This window comes from Photorhabdus bodei, from assembly GCF_003287735.1.
Taxonomy (GTDB): domain Bacteria; phylum Pseudomonadota; class Gammaproteobacteria; order Enterobacterales; family Enterobacteriaceae; genus Photorhabdus; species Photorhabdus kayaii.
The window spans coordinates 34,600-50,498 of the sequence record NZ_NSCM01000036.1; the positions used below are offsets into that span (position 1 = coordinate 34,600).

Annotated in this window: 12 protein-coding genes and 1 pseudogene; 2 read left to right on the forward strand and 11 right to left on the reverse strand. The window is 42.5% G+C overall.

What is annotated here, in order from left to right:
* Nucleotides 1-163 precede the first annotated feature (163 nt).
* Nucleotides 164-4,582: a Tc toxin subunit A-related protein gene (locus CKY02_RS17040; protein ID WP_112896221.1), complete on the forward strand. Its 4,419-nt coding sequence runs from the start codon at nucleotides 164-166 to the stop codon at nucleotides 4,580-4,582.
* Nucleotides 4,583-4,812: 230 nt separating this feature from the next.
* Entirely contained in the window at nucleotides 4,813-5,067 is a 255-nt protein-coding gene (locus CKY02_RS25320; RefSeq protein ID WP_238399413.1) for a type II toxin-antitoxin system HicB family antitoxin, read from the forward strand.
* A 160-nt stretch (nucleotides 5,068-5,227) separates the two neighbouring features.
* On the opposite strand, the gene CKY02_RS17050 is transcribed toward CKY02_RS25320, so the two are convergent.
* From CKY02_RS17050 to CKY02_RS17090, 11 genes and pseudogenes are all read right to left on the reverse strand, one after another.
* Nucleotides 5,228-5,539, reverse strand: coding sequence for a helix-turn-helix domain-containing protein (locus CKY02_RS17050; RefSeq protein ID WP_112896222.1), 312 nt, complete (start codon nucleotides 5,537-5,539; stop codon nucleotides 5,228-5,230).
* A gap of 80 nt (nucleotides 5,540-5,619) precedes the next feature.
* A complete protein-coding gene (locus tag CKY02_RS17055) occupies nucleotides 5,620-5,949 on the reverse strand; it encodes a helix-turn-helix domain-containing protein (protein WP_112896223.1) in 330 nt (109 codons plus the stop codon).
* Nucleotides 5,939-6,328 (reverse strand): type II toxin-antitoxin system RelE/ParE family toxin, encoded by a 390-nt coding sequence (locus tag CKY02_RS17060; RefSeq protein ID WP_112896224.1) that lies wholly within the window; start codon nucleotides 6,326-6,328, stop codon nucleotides 5,939-5,941. The genes CKY02_RS17055 and CKY02_RS17060 overlap by 11 nt, the downstream gene beginning before the upstream one ends.
* A 59-nt stretch (nucleotides 6,329-6,387) precedes the next feature.
* Nucleotides 6,388-6,543: pseudogene (locus tag CKY02_RS25830) on the reverse strand (replicative DNA helicase); the annotation flags it as partial.
* Between the two features lie 53 nt (nucleotides 6,544-6,596).
* Nucleotides 6,597-7,652, reverse strand: coding sequence for a ferric ABC transporter ATP-binding protein (gene fbpC / locus CKY02_RS17065; RefSeq protein ID WP_112896225.1), 1,056 nt, complete (start codon nucleotides 7,650-7,652; stop codon nucleotides 6,597-6,599).
* 15 nt (nucleotides 7,653-7,667) lie between these two features.
* Entirely contained in the window at nucleotides 7,668-9,689 is a 2,022-nt protein-coding gene (locus tag CKY02_RS17070) for an ABC transporter permease (protein WP_240002075.1), read from the reverse strand.
* Nucleotides 9,610-9,819 carry a hypothetical protein gene (locus CKY02_RS25835; RefSeq protein ID WP_240002074.1) on the reverse strand — a complete coding sequence of 70 codons (210 nt, stop codon included), beginning with the start codon at nucleotides 9,817-9,819 and terminating at the stop codon, nucleotides 9,610-9,612. The genes CKY02_RS17070 and CKY02_RS25835 overlap by 80 nt, the downstream gene beginning before the upstream one ends.
* Before the next feature lie 186 nt (nucleotides 9,820-10,005).
* The gene (locus CKY02_RS17075) at nucleotides 10,006-11,037 is read right to left on the reverse strand and encodes an ABC transporter substrate-binding protein (RefSeq protein WP_112896227.1); all 1,032 of its coding nucleotides are present in this window, start codon (nucleotides 11,035-11,037) and stop codon (nucleotides 10,006-10,008) included.
* 17 nt (nucleotides 11,038-11,054) lie between these two features.
* A complete protein-coding gene (gene uhpC / locus CKY02_RS17080) occupies nucleotides 11,055-12,401 on the reverse strand; it encodes an MFS transporter family glucose-6-phosphate receptor UhpC (RefSeq protein WP_146747464.1) in 1,347 nt (448 codons plus the stop codon).
* Between the two features lie 73 nt (nucleotides 12,402-12,474).
* Nucleotides 12,475-14,019, reverse strand: coding sequence for an MASE1 domain-containing sensor histidine kinase (locus CKY02_RS17085; protein ID WP_112896229.1), 1,545 nt, complete (start codon nucleotides 14,017-14,019; stop codon nucleotides 12,475-12,477).
* On the reverse strand, nucleotides 14,016-14,648 hold the full coding sequence (locus tag CKY02_RS17090; RefSeq protein ID WP_112896230.1) for a response regulator transcription factor: 633 nt from the start codon (nucleotides 14,646-14,648) through the stop codon (nucleotides 14,016-14,018). Before CKY02_RS17090 ends, CKY02_RS17085 begins: the two co-directional genes overlap by 4 nt.
* Between the last annotated feature and the right edge of the window lie 1,251 nt (nucleotides 14,649-15,899).

A 15,899-nucleotide genomic window follows, 5' to 3' on the forward strand; every position in this document is an offset into this window, starting at 1 on the left:
TCATCTTTCAAGTTGCCTCTTTGTTGGCTGCACTCACTCACCCCGGTCACATAGTTCTCTATGCTCCCGGGGATTCGCTCCCTTGCCGTCGCGATGCATCTTGAAATCCATAGGGTATGTAATTGTCATAGTGGAATAAAAAATTTTAATAGAGGTTCAGGATATGAAAAATATTGTTGCTAAAAAATTAGCTGAGAGTGTTCGTGATGGATTGGTTAGTTATTACTTGGGGCATATTTCAAAAACAGCTAATGTACCCGATTTAAAAACGTCGGATGATTTGTATCAATATTTACTGATTGATAATCAGGTATCGAGTCAGGTTAATACCAGTGTCGTTGCACAAGCGATTTCCAGTGTTCAGCAATATATTAATGGCATTATGCTTAACATGGAACCAGGGTATGATTATCAATATGAAGATAAAGTAGAAAAATGGAATGATGTTTTAAGCCAATATAATATTTGGGCTGGTTTTCAACAGTTATGGAGTTATCCAGAGAATTATATTAGCCCTATATTACGTCAGGGTAAAACAAGTGATTTTAAAGAGTTGGAGGATAATTTAAATAAAGGTAAATTGAGTGATGAGGTTGTTCAGGAAGTCATATTGAATTATTTGAATAAATTTGAAGAAATAAGTAATTTAGAGTTGATGAGTGGCTATATTAATACAACTAAAGAATTAGCACCCGCTCAGGCTGAATATTATTTCATTGGTAAGATGAGTATTACGCCAGGTCAATATTACTGGCGATCACTGAATATGGCTAATCGAAATATGCAAGATGTCATTAACCCTACAGCTTGGAAAGAATGGGAAAAAATTGGTATTCCTGCTACTGGGGAAGTGATTAAGATCCGCCCAGTCGTTATTAATGGTCGTCTTCATATCGTTTGGTTGGCACATGAAGCTGATAATAATAAAGAAGGAAAAAATTATTATAGTATTAATTTGATATATCGAAAATTTAATGGTGAATGGAGTCTTCCAAATAAATTACGTACTTTTACTGGTGATAAAAATAAAGTTAATGATAACTTTGAACTCATTGCATTAATGGATTTGCGATCTGAACCTGTATTAGTTATTTCTGCTATTTACAAACCAGTAAAAACAGAAAATAATACATCAGGAGAAGAGCATTATCCGTACTCCTGTAATTTACTATTTAACGAAGTTCCTGTGCCTCTGGTTGGTGATAAGTCATTAGATCTCTATATTTATCAACAGATTAAATCTAATTACACGAAAGATCTTACACAATCAAATATGTTGTCAGCCTATTTTGGGGATACATATAAATTAGTTGATAAGCCTGTTTATCTGGAGTCAAAAAGTTACCCTGGGCTTGCGACAGGGAAAATGACACTATTTGCTGAAATGGGTAGTAGAAAACTACGTCTCCGTGGTAATAATAGTTTGTCGATTGGGAAAGAGACTATTAAATCTGTAGCATGTGATATTGATCTGAAACGTAAATCTAGTGAAGCAGGAAAGGTTAATATTTCACTCGCTGATGGCGCTAAAGAAAATAATGGAAAAATAACAGTTTCTGTCGTGGTGACTATCAATGATAATAGTTATGAATCAGGTGACTATTTTTATATTATGTTTAATTCTAGTCAGAGTGGTTATCCTGAGCTGAAAGTTAATTTTTCTGAATGGGGACAAAAGCAAGGTAATGCCTATCATTTTACCAAAGAAATGGAAGTACCACTGTTTGGACTAAAAGAAGCTAAAGCATTTAGTTCAGAACTCAATAAATCTGGCGGTAAGCTTGTTGCTTCTGGAGATGGAACGCCAAAAGTAGATATTGATCAGTCAGATTATCGGGAGGCTGATTTCTGTTTATGGAATATTAACGGGGGAAGTGATAGTCTGTTATATTCAGAACGCCAATTACTTAATGGAAAGAGTATTATTCCTACTGTAGAACTTGATCTCGATAAAATAAATGGTAAGGATTCGAGTGTATTTTTAAAATTAGGTTATAAGAAAGAGGGTGAAGATGCGGACTTAGGTTATAACTATTATGAAGTTAAACTAAATAAAACGCCTTATCCTAATTTACTGTTGGCCTATGATAAAAAAACGCAAGCGCAGTATCTGGATATTACTGAATTACAATTTAAATATCGATCTATTAGATTAAATACCCTATTTGGCAAGGAGCTTATTGCGCGGGCTAACCATTCTATTGCTGATGTACTGAGTTGGGAGGCGCAACATATTAATGAACCGCCTATCCCGGGGAGTAATGAAAATAATGATTCAGCGCTTAACGGGGCAAATAGTATTTATTTCTGGGAGCTTTTCTTCCATGTGCCTTATTTAGTTGCGTATCAACTCAATGCTTCACAACAATATCAGGATGCCCAAAACTGGTTGCACTATATTTTCAACCCAGGAGTAAAAAATAAGGCTAATGGTAGCCCAAGCTATTGGCATTGCAGCCTGTTAGAGGTTTTTCAAGATAGCTCAGTACAATTAAAAGGATTACAAGATCCAGATGCGATAGCTTATGCCGATCCAGTACATTATAAGAAAGCCATATTTCAAATGTATGTGCAGAATTTAATTGATTTTGGTGATAGTTTTTATCGCTTTCTGACCAATGACGGACTTAATAATGCTAAATTACGCTATCTTCAAGCACAGCAATTACTTGGTCCCAGACCTGATTTTGATTTAGTTAGTCATTGGCGACCAATTGAATTGGCTGATGTCACCTCTTCAAAGAATAATAAATTACGCGAATTTGAGAGTAATATTGATCCTGATGTATTAATTGATCTTCCAGCCACTAAAGTCAGTGCTCATACGGCAGTCGATAATGCGATATTTAGAGTGCCTTTAAACAATGATTTACTGTGGTATTGGGATATTTTATCCAGCAGATTTTATAATTTGCGCCATAATTTAACTTTAGATGGTAAACCTTTGTCGTTACCATTATATGCAACACCTGTCGATCCAAAAAATCTGCTCGCTTTATTGGCAAATGGTGGATCATTATTGGCAGCAGGTAGTACCGGTATTTTGAATATACCGCCTTATCGTTTCCGGGCATTATTACCCAGTGTTTATCATGCGGTAGATACATTAAGTCATTTTGGTGATTTGCTCTTGAGTGCGCAAGAACGTAAAGATCGTGCGGAACAGGAAGAGTTGAATCAATTGCATTTGAAAGAGTTAGCTATTTTCGCCATTTCATTACAGAAAGATGCTGTCGCAGTTGCTGAAAAAGGGAAAGAGGCATTATTAAAAAGTCAGCAGACATTACAACAACGGATTGATCATTATCAGGCGCTTTATGATGAAAATATTTCTACAGATGAAACCAATGCTCTGAATTTACAAGGTACGGCAAAAATTATCTCTTCTGTTGAGGAAGGGATGTTAACCGCCGCTGGTGCCGCCTCGCTGATACCGAGTATTGCGGGAACGTCATTTGGTGGACAACGATGGCATATGCCGCTTGTTTGTTCCGCGGGTATTACACGTACAGCATCATTAATGATGCAAATGGCAAGTGATGCATTGAGTGTTAAAGCCAGTTATAACCGGCGACGTGAAGAGTGGGAGATTCAATATAAACAGGCGGAAAGTGAGCTGGAAATGTTGAAAAAACAGATTGAACAGCAAGAGGCGCAAATTTCCGCCGCGAATACAACATTACAACAATCTCAGGCACAACTGCAGAAAGAGCAGGATATGTATCAGTTTCTTACTGTGACTAAGGTAACGAAATCTTCGCTTTATCAATGGCTGAATGATCAGATGATGTCATTATATCGTCAGGCTTACGATGCGGTGCTTTCGCTATGTTTAAATGCACAAGCATGTTGGCAATATGAAATGGGGGATTTTGCCACACAATTCATTGTGCAAAATAGTTGGGACGATAACCATAATGGTTTATTGGTAGGAGAAAAGATTAAACTGAATCTACTGAAAATGGAATCGGCTTATTTGAATCGTAATGAACGTCGTTTAGAGTTAACTAAAACGATCTCGTTAAAAAATCTATTATCTGATACGAAAAAATGGCAAGATATTCAATCTGAACTTAAAACCGGTGAAGGAATTACATTTATACTGAATGAGAAATTATTTGATCAAGATTATGCCGGGCATTATTTACGCCAGATCACTTCTGTATCGGTTACGCTGCCGACATTAATTGGCCCTTATCAGGATATTAAAGCGACTTTAACTCAAACTAAAAGTTATACGTTGAAAATGCCGGATATTAATGGTGTGAAATATTTACTTTCAAATAAGGAAGGCGATAATAAACAAATTGTCACGAATTTGAGAGCGAGCCAACAAATCGCACTTTCATCAGGGATTAATGATAGCGGTACATTTAATCTTAATTTTGGTGATGATCGCTATTTACCTTTTGAAGGAACTGGGGCGGTTTCTGACTGGAAACTCACTTTCCCATCAGCGGCAACAGACAGTATACAGCGAGATATTCTGGATAATTTGGCAGATATTATTTTGCATGTACGTTATACCGCGAAGGATGGTGGTGAGGCATTTGCCGGTCAGGTAAGAGAACTACTTAAATAATACGTTTATACCCGTCATCTTTCAAGCTGCCTCTTTGTTGGCTGCACTCGCTCACCCCGGTCACATAGTTATCTATGCTCCCGGGGATTCACTCCCTTGCCGCCGCGATGCATCTTGAAATCCATAGGGTATATTTGTCGTTGTTTTTGTATTTAATATTTAATCAGGAACCTGATAAATTTATTTATATTGTTTAACAGGTTCTTGTTATTTTAGTCGGGAATTAGGCCATGATGAACAATACGTTAAAAATTGACGGCCATGTGGCTGTTATCACTTTTGATCCAGAAATCGAGATGTTTCGTGGTGAGTTTGTCGGGTTAAATGGTGGCGCTGACTTTTACGCTTATAACATTGGTGAGTTGAAGGAAGAGGGCGCTAAATCTCTGGCTCTCTTTTTTGATGAGTGTAAAAAAGAGGGTATATACCTGTCATCCTTCAAGTTGCCTCTTTGTTGGCTGCACTCACTCACCCCGGTCACATAGTTATCTATGCTCCCGGGGATTCGCTCCCTTGCCGCCGCGATGCATCTTGAAATCCATAAGGTATAAAACCTTATAAATTGTATAGCGGTAATGAAATCAGGGGCTTTTAAGTAAAAGTGAAATTCAGTGCGCTAAGCACTGGATTTCACTTTTGAGAGAGTTAAACGATGGGTAACGTGGTTAAAGTGACTTCCGGCTCGCTTATCTCGATATGCCGGATATACACACCTGCATGAGCCATCATCGCAATCAGTTTATCCACACTAAAAAGTTGTATTTTCCCCCTAGCAAGCTCTGAAACATGGGGTTGGGTAATCCCCAGTACTTTGGCGGCTTCAGCTTGGGTAAATTCCCGTTTTGCTATCCATGCATTGAGAATATTTATTAGTTGAGCACGGATCTTCATGTTTTCGGCCTGCTCTGGTGTATCACTGATCGCGTCCCATACGCTTTCAAAAGTCTGTATTTTCATAATTTCCGCTCCTGTATCAGTGCTTTAAACGAGGTTTGTCAGCGGTCAGAGCACCCCGAAAGGTACCTTTAATGGTTATGTTAAGCGGTGATAATTTTCAATCCTTGTTTATCAATGAGGTTTAGCATTCTTAATGCTGCCCCATTGGGCTTAATTTCACCACGCTCCCATTTCGATACGCTTTCTTTCGTCATATTAAGCGCCAGAGCTAAACTAGCTTGAGAAATGTTATAACGGTCGCGTAATTTTTTGATTTCATCTCCAGACATCGGGCGAGCTTTAGCTATATGTTTACTTAAATTGCGAACCTGAATTCTAGCTTCAAGTTTTTTGGTTAAATCACCGTTAGAAATACCAGCCTCTTCCAGCTCTTTTGCAAAGCTAAGCATTTCGTCCAATTTAGTGCTCATCTTTCACCTCTACCAAAAGTTTTAGTTCGAGCATTTTTTTTATTTTTTTATCATTATACTTTAGAAGTTCTGCGGCAACGTCTTTGTAGCCTTCCAAGTCATCGTCCTCGATTTCCTTAGCTCCTTTTCCGCTGACTTCACTTTTTGACCAGCCATCGAAAAAAAACAGGTTAGTTCCACTTTTAAAGAAGATGATAGTTCGTGTGCCTCCACTCTTACCCGTGCCTTTTAAAGGAACCCGCTTCTTGATAACACCACCGCCTAAATCAGCTTCAAATACACCATTCATGACCTCAGACGCTGCTTTAAGTAAGGTATCTGTGGTGATTTTTAGTTTTTTGGCCTTTTTATTAAAAAGTTTTGTTAAGTAAACAGCCACGAAATCCCCGAAATGGTAATTTTTATTATAGTAATCCTTGCCATGATCTTGTGCAAGTTTTAATCGATATTGTCTATATAAGCTGGGTCAGAGTAGTTATCAAATCGAGACCATTGACTGTTAAACATCAGTCAAACCGTACCTATCAGGTTGTTGCGCTGCTTACCTGTGATAACCTCTGCTATTCCTTTCGTGTCTGTATTTTCATTATATAGGCCGCCATCTGGCAGCCTACTATATCTAAAAGTCAGGATCTTCTGCAATCAAACTAACTGCTGCTTTTCTCGGCCAAAATAAACATTCCAAACGGATGAATTTCCAGATAATAATTATCGCCAACATCGGGTTGCAATTGGGTAGCGTTAATCTGTAATAGCAGAGTTTGCCCTTGCCAATCTACGGTGACTTCATATTGTGGCCCCATGTAAGCCACATGGCTGATGGTGCAGCGTTGGCTGGTATTACCTTGATGGCTCAGGGTAATCGCTTCCGGTCTGACGCCTACCGTTACCGATTGCCAGTTGGTGGTGAAGTTGGCTGGTCGTGGCAGGCGATATTGGAAAATCTCAACATAATCAGTACCCAAAGTCGCCGGGAAGATATTGGCATCTCCCATAAAACTTGCCATAAACTCAGACGCCGGTTGGCGATAGAGTGTTTGTGGCGTGCCGATTTGCATGATTTTACCTTTATTCATCACCAGTACCGCATCGGAAACTGCAAATGCCTCACTTTGATCATGAGTAACGTATAGCGAGGTGATATTAAATTGCTGCTGTAATTCGCGGATTTTCTCGCGCATACTGCGGCGCAGATTGGCATCAAGGTTACTCAGCGGTTCATCGAAAAGTAACACTTTAGGTTTGAGGATCAGTGCGCGAGCGAGGGCAACACGCTGTTGTTGACCACCGGAGATTTGGTCTACGTAACGATCTTCAAAGCCGCCTAAATCCACCAGCTCCAGCGCCTCTTTAACCCGTTCGCGTATTTCTGCTTTAGGCTGCCCTAGCATTTTCAGCCCGTAGCCAATATTTTCCCCCAGTGACATATGCGGGAATAGGGCATAGGACTGAAATACCATACAGATGTCCCGTTGCTGAATAGAGCGATCTGTAACGTCTTCACCATCAATGAAAATTTTACCTGCGCTAGGTTTCTCCAGCCCGGCAACCAGACGTAATACGGTGGTTTTACCGCAGCCGGATGGTCCTAACAGCGTGACCATATGTCCCTGCGGAATAGAGAGTTCCAGATTATCGATCACGGTGTTGTTACCGAACCGTTTGGTTACATTTTTCAGTTCGACAAAATTTTGTTGTGTCATGTCGTCACTCCGTGATTACTGTGCATTTTTGGCTTTGGAGCGAGAGATCCGCGCTTCGCCAATCAGATAGTCAAATAAGAAAATAATGGCCAGCATAACCACAATCAGGATCGAGCCATAAGCGATAGCAACTCCGTATTCACCATCTTCCACTCGATTCAGAATATAAGAGGTTGCTACGCGGGTGTCTGGTGTGACCAGGAAGACAATCGCGCTGACGGTGGTAATCGCACGAACGAAGCTGTAGATCAGTGCAGATAAAATCGCCGGGCGCAGTAAGGGTAACAGTATATGGAAGATGGTTTTCATCGATCCGGCGCGCAGGCTGAGTGACGCTTCATCCAGTGATTTATCAATTTGTCCAAGACCGGCAATGCCTGCTCGGATACCTACCGGCACGTTTCGCATGGTCATGGAGATAATGACGATGGCTGCGGTTCCGGTGAGATAAAAAGGTGAATCGTTGAAGGCCAGAATGTAGGAAACCCCGGCGACGGTACCCGGTACGGCAAAGCACAGCATGGTGGTGAATTCGATGGTTTTTTTACCGCGAAATTCCTGGCGTACGACAATGTAGGCAATCAGCAGACCAAGGCTCGCGGTAATGGGAGCGGCGATACCGGCGTAGAGCAGGGTATCCAGTAATGATGGCCATGCGCCATCGTGCAGACCTTGACCGAACAGTTTGATGAAGTTATCTAAGGTCAGAGTGTAATCCACTCCCCAGTTGACGGTGAAACTGCCGTAGAAGATGCTGCCATATAACAAAATGTTGAACACAACCCAGATAAATAGGATGGCACAGACTCCCCAAACCAGTGACGTTGGTAACGGTTGTACGTCACCACGGTAGGATTTGCCGGAAACCGTGACGTAGGAACGTTTACCAATCCACAGATATTGCACGCAGAAGACCAGTAATGAGAAAACCAGCAGTGAAGCGCCGAGAGTACTGGCGGCCTGATAGTCGAGTTGAGAACCGGTGATATAGAAATAGATTTGGGTCGCCAGTAAGTCAAAGCTACCGCCCAGTACCAAAGGGTTACTGAAGTCTGCCAGCGACTGGACAATGACAATCAGGAAAGCGTTCGCCAGTGCCGGCTTCAACAGCGGGATAAAAACATTGAAGAATGTCTGATAGCGATTGGCTCGCAGAGTATAAGCAGCTTCTTCCAATGAGGGATGGATGGTTTTGATAGCGCCATCAAGGATCATAAATGCCATTGGCGTAAAGGCCAGAACTTGCGCCAGCCAGATGCCGGTAAAGCCATACAGCCAGTTGGTGTTGGTTAGGCCAAACCAGGTTGCCATAAATTCAGTGATATAACCGGAACGGCCCATCATTAGGGTGACGCCTAAACCAACCACAAACGGTGGCGTGACGATGGGTAAGATAGAGAATACCCGGCCAATAATGGCGGAACGGCGGGCGATTCTGGCGGTATAAATTGCCAGTACCAGCCCGAAGAAAGTGCAACCTACACCAACGGCTAGAGAGAGCAGAATGGAGTTGATGATAACCTGAATAATATGTGCCTGCCCCAGGATCGATATAAAAGCAAATGGGGCAAACTGACCGGCATCATCCGTAAACATCGGCATAAAGATGGCAATACTCGGATAAAGGATAAATATGCCGATTAGGGCAATAACCGCGACTAATGAGCCGATAACAAAACTGTCACCACCCAGCCATTCAAGGCGAGACAGGGCCAGAGTAATAATCGCGCCCAGTGAGATAAACAGGAAAATCGTCGAGTAGCCCAGCCCACGACCGATAATAGCTGCGCTAATAACCACAAATAGAGCGCATAATAAGGCATAACCCGCGTCAAAATAGTGGCGTCGATGTTGATTGCGGTTTGCTGGTGTCAGTGGACGTAGCAGCAGCACTGAGGGTAACAGGAACCACAGTAAACTGATGTTTAATTTGTTCCAGCCATAGGCGGCGAGAAGTTCATCTTGAGTAGAGTCGAAAAGGCCGTAGTCCAGGCTCCATGATGGCAAAAGCGCGAAGGCCAGCCACATTAGAGCAATCCACCAGAACACGGCATCCTGCTTCTGTCTGATAGGCAGGGTAAAGGCATGAGACATAATTTCCCTCCATTTTATACCCGTTATCTTTCAAGTTGCCTCTTTGTTGGCTGCACTCACTCACCCCGGTCACATCGTTATCCATGCTCCCGGGGATTCGCTCCCTTGCCGTCGCGATGCATCTTGAAATCCATAGGGTATATATTATTGTGTGGTAGCGACAGTAAGCAGCTATCCGCTAAGACATTATTGGTGCGGGAACATAAGGTAGCCTGACGGATAGCTTCTAAGGGCGGAGGTGATCCGCCCTTGACTGACTTTATTTAGCCATTTTCACTTCTGTCACCCATTTGGTAATTAACTCTTTGCGTACATCATTCGCGCCATATTTATCCATGTCGTAGTTGATCAGTTTCAGATCGGATAATTTAAGAGCCAAAGGAGAAGCTTTTGCCGTGGTATTGGTCAGGATCTGATAAGCTTTCCCTCTCTTCCAGCTCAATTCTTGTGCTTCTTTGGATAACACCCAGTCAACAAACAGTTTGGCGTTGTCCATATTGCGGGCGTTTTTGATGATACTTACGCCGCCGATTTCGTAACCGGTGCTTTCACATGGCGCGATAAGTTTCAGTGGTGCGCCATTTTCTACTTCCAATGAGTAATCATGCAGGAAACCGATACCAATCGCAGATTCGCCCCGGGCGGCATTTCGTGCTGGCGCAATGCCGGATTTGGTGTACTGAGAAATATTGGCGTTTAGTTTTTTCAGGTAATCAAATGCCTGATCTTTGCCCCATAACTGAACAAAGGTTGCTAACGCGGTGTAAGCGGTGCCTGAACTTTGAGGATCGGCAATCTGAATTTCGCCTTTATATATCGGTTTGGTGAGATCTTTCCAGCAGGTTGGAATCGGCAGATTTTTCTCTTTTAGACGTTCAGTGTTGACGCCATAGCCGAGAATACCGACGTAAACGGCGGAGCTGTAGTTGCCTTTACGTTTAGCCGGGTCGCGGAACTGTGGCATGATTTGTGTCAGATTAGGGGATTTGTAAGGTTCTAGCAGATCCATCTCTCCCGCTTGAGATTGTGGGTCCAGAGTCCCGCCGTACCAGACATCCGCTTGTGGATTGCGTTTTTCGGCTTCAATTTTTGCTAGGGTACTGCCTGAACCGTTACGGACAAAAGTGGTTTTTACATTATATTTTTCACCGAATGCTCTGGTTTCAGTTTCACACAAGGCGTTAGTCGCGCTGCAATAAACGATCAAACGTCCGGCGGCCTGAGCACTGTTGGTAAATGCAGCAACGGCCAGACCGGCTGCAATAAGTGTAGAGAGAGGTTTCAGTTTCATTATTTTGTCCTTAGTATTCAAAACTGCTTATTATTAGAAAGTAGCGAGGCTACCCCTGCCATATGTTCCCTTTTACCAACGTCTGCCATTAACAGTGGCATCAACAGCAAACCCATCATGGCGGCTGCGGCGGTGAGCAGGGCAAACATCCCTGACCAGCCATAGTGGGCAACCACCTGACTTAGTGGCCAGCCTGCGATTGCTGCGCCTAGGTAGGCGTACAATCCCAGATAACCCGTGACGGTGCCGGCAGCTTGTTTATGGCAATATTCCGTTGCTGCCAGCCCAATCAGCATTTGCGGGCCAAATACAAAAAAACCGATACTGAAAAAACAGACTGCCAACAGCGCATAGTGATGAATGGGAGTGAGCCACAATGCGGTGACAGTCATGAATAGCCCAAGAGCAAACAGGAGAATCATTGGGGCGCGTTGGCCGCGGAACAGTAAATCAGATCCCCAACCGGAAAACAGAGCACCGGTTAAACCACCGAGTTCAAACAGCGAGAGCGTCGCATTGGCACTGAGCAGATTGGCACCATGTGTTTCTGACAACCACAAGTTTCCCCAATCGTTAATCGCCATTCTGATGAGATAGACCAGAATGTAGGAGCATCCTAGCAACCAGATAGTTCTGTTAGTTAAGATGGTATCCCGCAGTATCTGCATCATCGGCATGGGGTGCGATAGCTGTTCATGTCGAAGCTCCAGTGAATCCTGCCGCCACTGCCCCACACTGGGCAAACCGTGCTGTTGTGGTATGTCGCATAACTGATGGCAGAGCCAGATGCCTAATAAAATGCCAATAATTCCCGGCATCATCAGGGCTGTTTGCCAGCCGTAAGTTGTCGCCAGAAAAGCGGACAACATCGGGACGGTGATACCGACAATATTAATGGAGATATTCCAGTATCCCCACCAGAAGCCGCGCTCATTGCGGGAGTACCAGTGTGTCAGCAATCTGGCGCAGGGGGGCCATCCCCAGCCCTGAAAGAAGCCGTTCAGTGTCCAGATGATCAGCAGAGCAGAAAATGATGAGCAGAAAGCAAAGATAATGTTTAACACACCTGTCATCACTAATCCGGCGCCCATAAACCAGCGATAACCGGTGTGATCATGAAATACACCAGAAATAAATTTTGAGCTGCCGTAAGCCAGATAGAACAGAGTGGTTATCCAGCCGATATGCCCTTTATCCAATCCCAGTTCCAACTGCATAACCGGCATAACAAAGTTGAAGCTTTTTCGCGTCAGATAAAACGCGGCATAGCCAATAATCATGGAAATCAGCAGGCGGCTACGCCAGTGGCGATAGTGTTGTGAAATCTGTTTCTGGCTGGTGGCTTGCATACCCGGCTCCTCCATGAAAATGAAATATAAAGAAAGGTTGATGAAAATGGATGGGATAAGGTTTTAGGCAACTAGGAATAATTCCTAGTTATGCCTGATTTTCATCAGAATTTGTGGGCAGCTTAACAATTATACGCGTGCCGTTATCATTGCTTAACTGCCAATCTCCACCTAACGCGCGGATACGTTCTTCAATACCTTGGAGGCCAAATCCACCTTTTCTTTTATCTTCTGTAATGCCGATGCCGTTATCACTGATTCTGAGTTCGATCACATCCCGGTGTTGCCGCAGGATGATAGCGATTCGAGTCGCTTTGGCATGTTTACTAACGTTGTTCAGTAACTCTTGAACCAGACGGTAAAGGGTAAAAACCACCGTTTCATTGGTTGGATTTTGAGGAAGCTGGTAGTCCAACCGGCAATCAATATGTTGTTCTTTAAACGCAAATTCATGGATCAGATGGTGAAGCGCTTTTTCTAAGGACATCTCTTCCAAAACCGGTGGGCGCAATTGGCGTAATAATTGACGGGTGGATTGGTGGATCTGTTGGGCCAGGTTATTGATCTGTTCTGCGATCATTTCTGTTGCCGGGGTGATGGCGGTACGTTTTATCAGCGTTGCCTGAATTTGAATGGCAGTAATATTCTGACCAATTTCATCATGTAACTCGCGGGCAATACTTTTACGAATATCTTCTTCTGTGTGAACCAGCTTCTTCATCAGAGTATGGCGGGCGGTTAGTTCCTGCTCTAAGAGTTCATGGTAGCGTTGTAAATTTTCAGCGAGCTGTTGTTGGCGGCTGATTGCTATCCCCAGACCTATGCCTAAGAGGGCCTGAATGGTCAGGAACATTTCCAGTTCGCCTAAATCGTTAAAAGCGCCACTGAATTGCCGAGCTGATGTGATCATTAGGCTCCCGAGTAAAGCCGCCAGTACGCCGCCTTGCCAGCCATAACGGTAGGCCATGAAGACATTAGGGATAAAGATGAGAATCACCAAAAGGTTTTCAATTTCTGGTGACATAAAGATCTGGGCGCTTAATCCTAGCAAGCAGAATAGACAACACCACATCAACAAAGAAGGGCGTAACTGCGGATCAGGGTCACTCGGTTGCAGCATATTTTTTAGATGTTGCTGACGTAGATATTCATAGATCAGATAAACAAAAGGTGACAATAAAACTCCACCGGTTAACGAGGTGAGAAACAGGTGGCTGGTGCCGGCAGTCAGCGTAAATCCCAGACAAACAGCCTGCAATACGCTATTGGCGGCTACGCCAGCCAGCAGAATCGAGAGCCGTTGCCAATACAGGGGATAGCGCCACCAGAATTGTTGCACGATAAATGTGGGTATTAGGCTGAGAAAGGGCGATAACAGAATGATATTGTGAGTAATAAGTTGTTCGCTGTTAAGCCATAGCAAAATGGTAATCTCAGTGGCTAACAAGGTGGGTAAGTAACGACGCCCCAGTAGGATAAACAGCGCTAGCCGCAACCCTTGTGGCAGAAGTAGTGCAGCTTGTTGCCCATTGTCATTCAGGTAGAAGCTGATGGTCCACAGAGCAAGCCAGCTCAGCGAATAAAAAATCAGCAGAAAGAGTGATAACAGGCCAAATCGTGATCCTCTGTTCATGGATTCCCCATGAGAATCTGGTGTTGCAGAGCGTAATGGACCAGATCAATGGTGCTATCGCACTGGAGTTTGCTGAGAATATTGGCACGATGCACATGAACCGTTTTATGACTGAGATAGAGTTGTTCTGCGATAGTTTTAACATTAATGCCATTGATCAGCAGATCAAATATTTCCCGTTCTCTGGGGGTTAGCACTTGCAGTGCTGTAACCTTCTGTGATGTTTGGCGCAGTGCTTTTAGTGCATCAGCGCACAAATAGCAGCCTCCTTGATGTACGGAGCGTACTGCCTGTACTAATTCTTCCGGGCCGCATCGTTTGGTGAGATAGCCGCAGGCACCGGCATCCAGCGCACTTTGTACAAATGCGGTGGTGTCATAAATGCTGAGAATAATGGTACGAAAATCAGGCCGTTTTTGCCGTAACCGAGTGAGCAGGTGTAAACCACTTTCATCCGGCATCGCGATATCCATCACGGCAACATCAATCGGGTTTCTGAGTAAACCCAACCAGGCTTCTTTGGCATTGGCGTATTGCCCGGCGATTTCAAGATCATTTTCAAGCGTGAGTAATTGGGCAAAACCGGAACGGACGACTACGTGGTCGTCAATAAGTGCAACTCTAATCATAAGTTTTAGTTAATAGATAATGGTAAATACAATAACTTCCATGATGTGCAGGAAAGGCTGGTTGTGCAAATTAATCAATTAAATCTGCAAGAAAGCTAACAAATTTAGTGAGTTGTCGGATGACTAAGTAGATGGAGGGAAAGATTGTTTGTCAACTATGAATTTATGAGCCACCTTTATGCTCTGAGTACTGGCGTGGCGAAAGCCAGAAAAATGGGGATTAGCAAAAACCGCCGTAAACCCTCGCATTGAGCTAGGATTTACGGGGCAATTGTTAAAAAAAACCTTTTTTATCTATCCGTGTGGTTTTAAAAGCTGGAAAAGAGGCCAGGCTAACCACGAAAAAACAGGTAAAAACTTTAATCATCAAAAGTAAAAAGAAGTAATTAAGGATTTTTTAAACAGGTTAAAAACCCGATGGCATTCTAACATTGGAAGAGAAAACATCAGAAAAAACAGGTTTTAAATTGATTAAACAAGGTGAAAAAATGACAGTATTAACCTAATAACAATAATATATCATATCAAAACATTTAACAGTATTAACCACATTAAACCGATTTTCTTAAATAAAAGATTTTTCCTGACTGCAACAAGTTCACGAAAAATCAGAGACTATAATTGTAGAAAACCGAGATGCCTTTAGATTAACCCAAAAAAGCAAGAGTATTTAACAACATTAAAAATGATTAAAGAAACTGGCGTTAATCTTAATACCGTTAGCTATCTGCTACCCTCACTGGTTTTAAACCTAAAAAATTAAATACAGAAAAAGGAGAAACGAAAAACGAGAAAATCTAAATATCAGCTTAATGAAAACAAGAACATTAAATACGATTCAGAAAATGTAGAAACCTTTAGATTTACCACAATTAAGTAATAAAAACCTTTCGTTACAATAGATTTATAATTAAAAATAAGCAACCCCTCAGAATGAAAACCACTGTACAAGTTTATCATATTTTTAACATTACTTTTTTAACTTACATTTCCCTTTTATCGGTAATTAATCAACTAAGGATTAAAAAATAGGCGCCACATTAGCCAGCTTTTTAAAAGGTACAGAGTGACTAAAAACAACCTATTCCGTGCTATTTTTAATCCACTTATCGGTAAATCGGTAATACTACACTCCACTTATTTTACATTTACCTAACCAGCTATGACTATTTAAAAAGACAAACAGGGAGAGATTAAATACTTCATTCAATAGACTGATTTAACCAAGAAAATTAAAGTTTTCAGTAGTGT

Coding starts and splice junctions, on each gene's coding strand:
- uhpC (WP_146747464.1), bottom strand. CDS start 12,401: ATGGAGGAGCCGGGTATGCAAGCCACCAGCCAGAAACAGATTTCACAA.
- CKY02_RS17040 (WP_112896221.1), top strand. CDS start 164: ATGAAAAATATTGTTGCTAAAAAATTAGCTGAGAGTGTTCGTGATGGA.
- CKY02_RS17050 (WP_112896222.1), bottom strand. CDS start 5,539: ATGAAAATACAGACTTTTGAAAGCGTATGGGACGCGATCAGTGATACA.
- CKY02_RS25320 (WP_238399413.1), top strand. CDS start 4,813: ATGATGAACAATACGTTAAAAATTGACGGCCATGTGGCTGTTATCACT.
- fbpC (WP_112896225.1), bottom strand. CDS start 7,652: ATGACACAACAAAATTTTGTCGAACTGAAAAATGTAACCAAACGGTTC.
- CKY02_RS17055 (WP_112896223.1), bottom strand. CDS start 5,949: ATGAGCACTAAATTGGACGAAATGCTTAGCTTTGCAAAAGAGCTGGAA.
- CKY02_RS17075 (WP_112896227.1), bottom strand. CDS start 11,037: ATGAAACTGAAACCTCTCTCTACACTTATTGCAGCCGGTCTGGCCGTT.
- CKY02_RS17085 (WP_112896229.1), bottom strand. CDS start 14,019: ATGAACAGAGGATCACGATTTGGCCTGTTATCACTCTTTCTGCTGATT.
- CKY02_RS17090 (WP_112896230.1), bottom strand. CDS start 14,648: ATGATTAGAGTTGCACTTATTGACGACCACGTAGTCGTCCGTTCCGGT.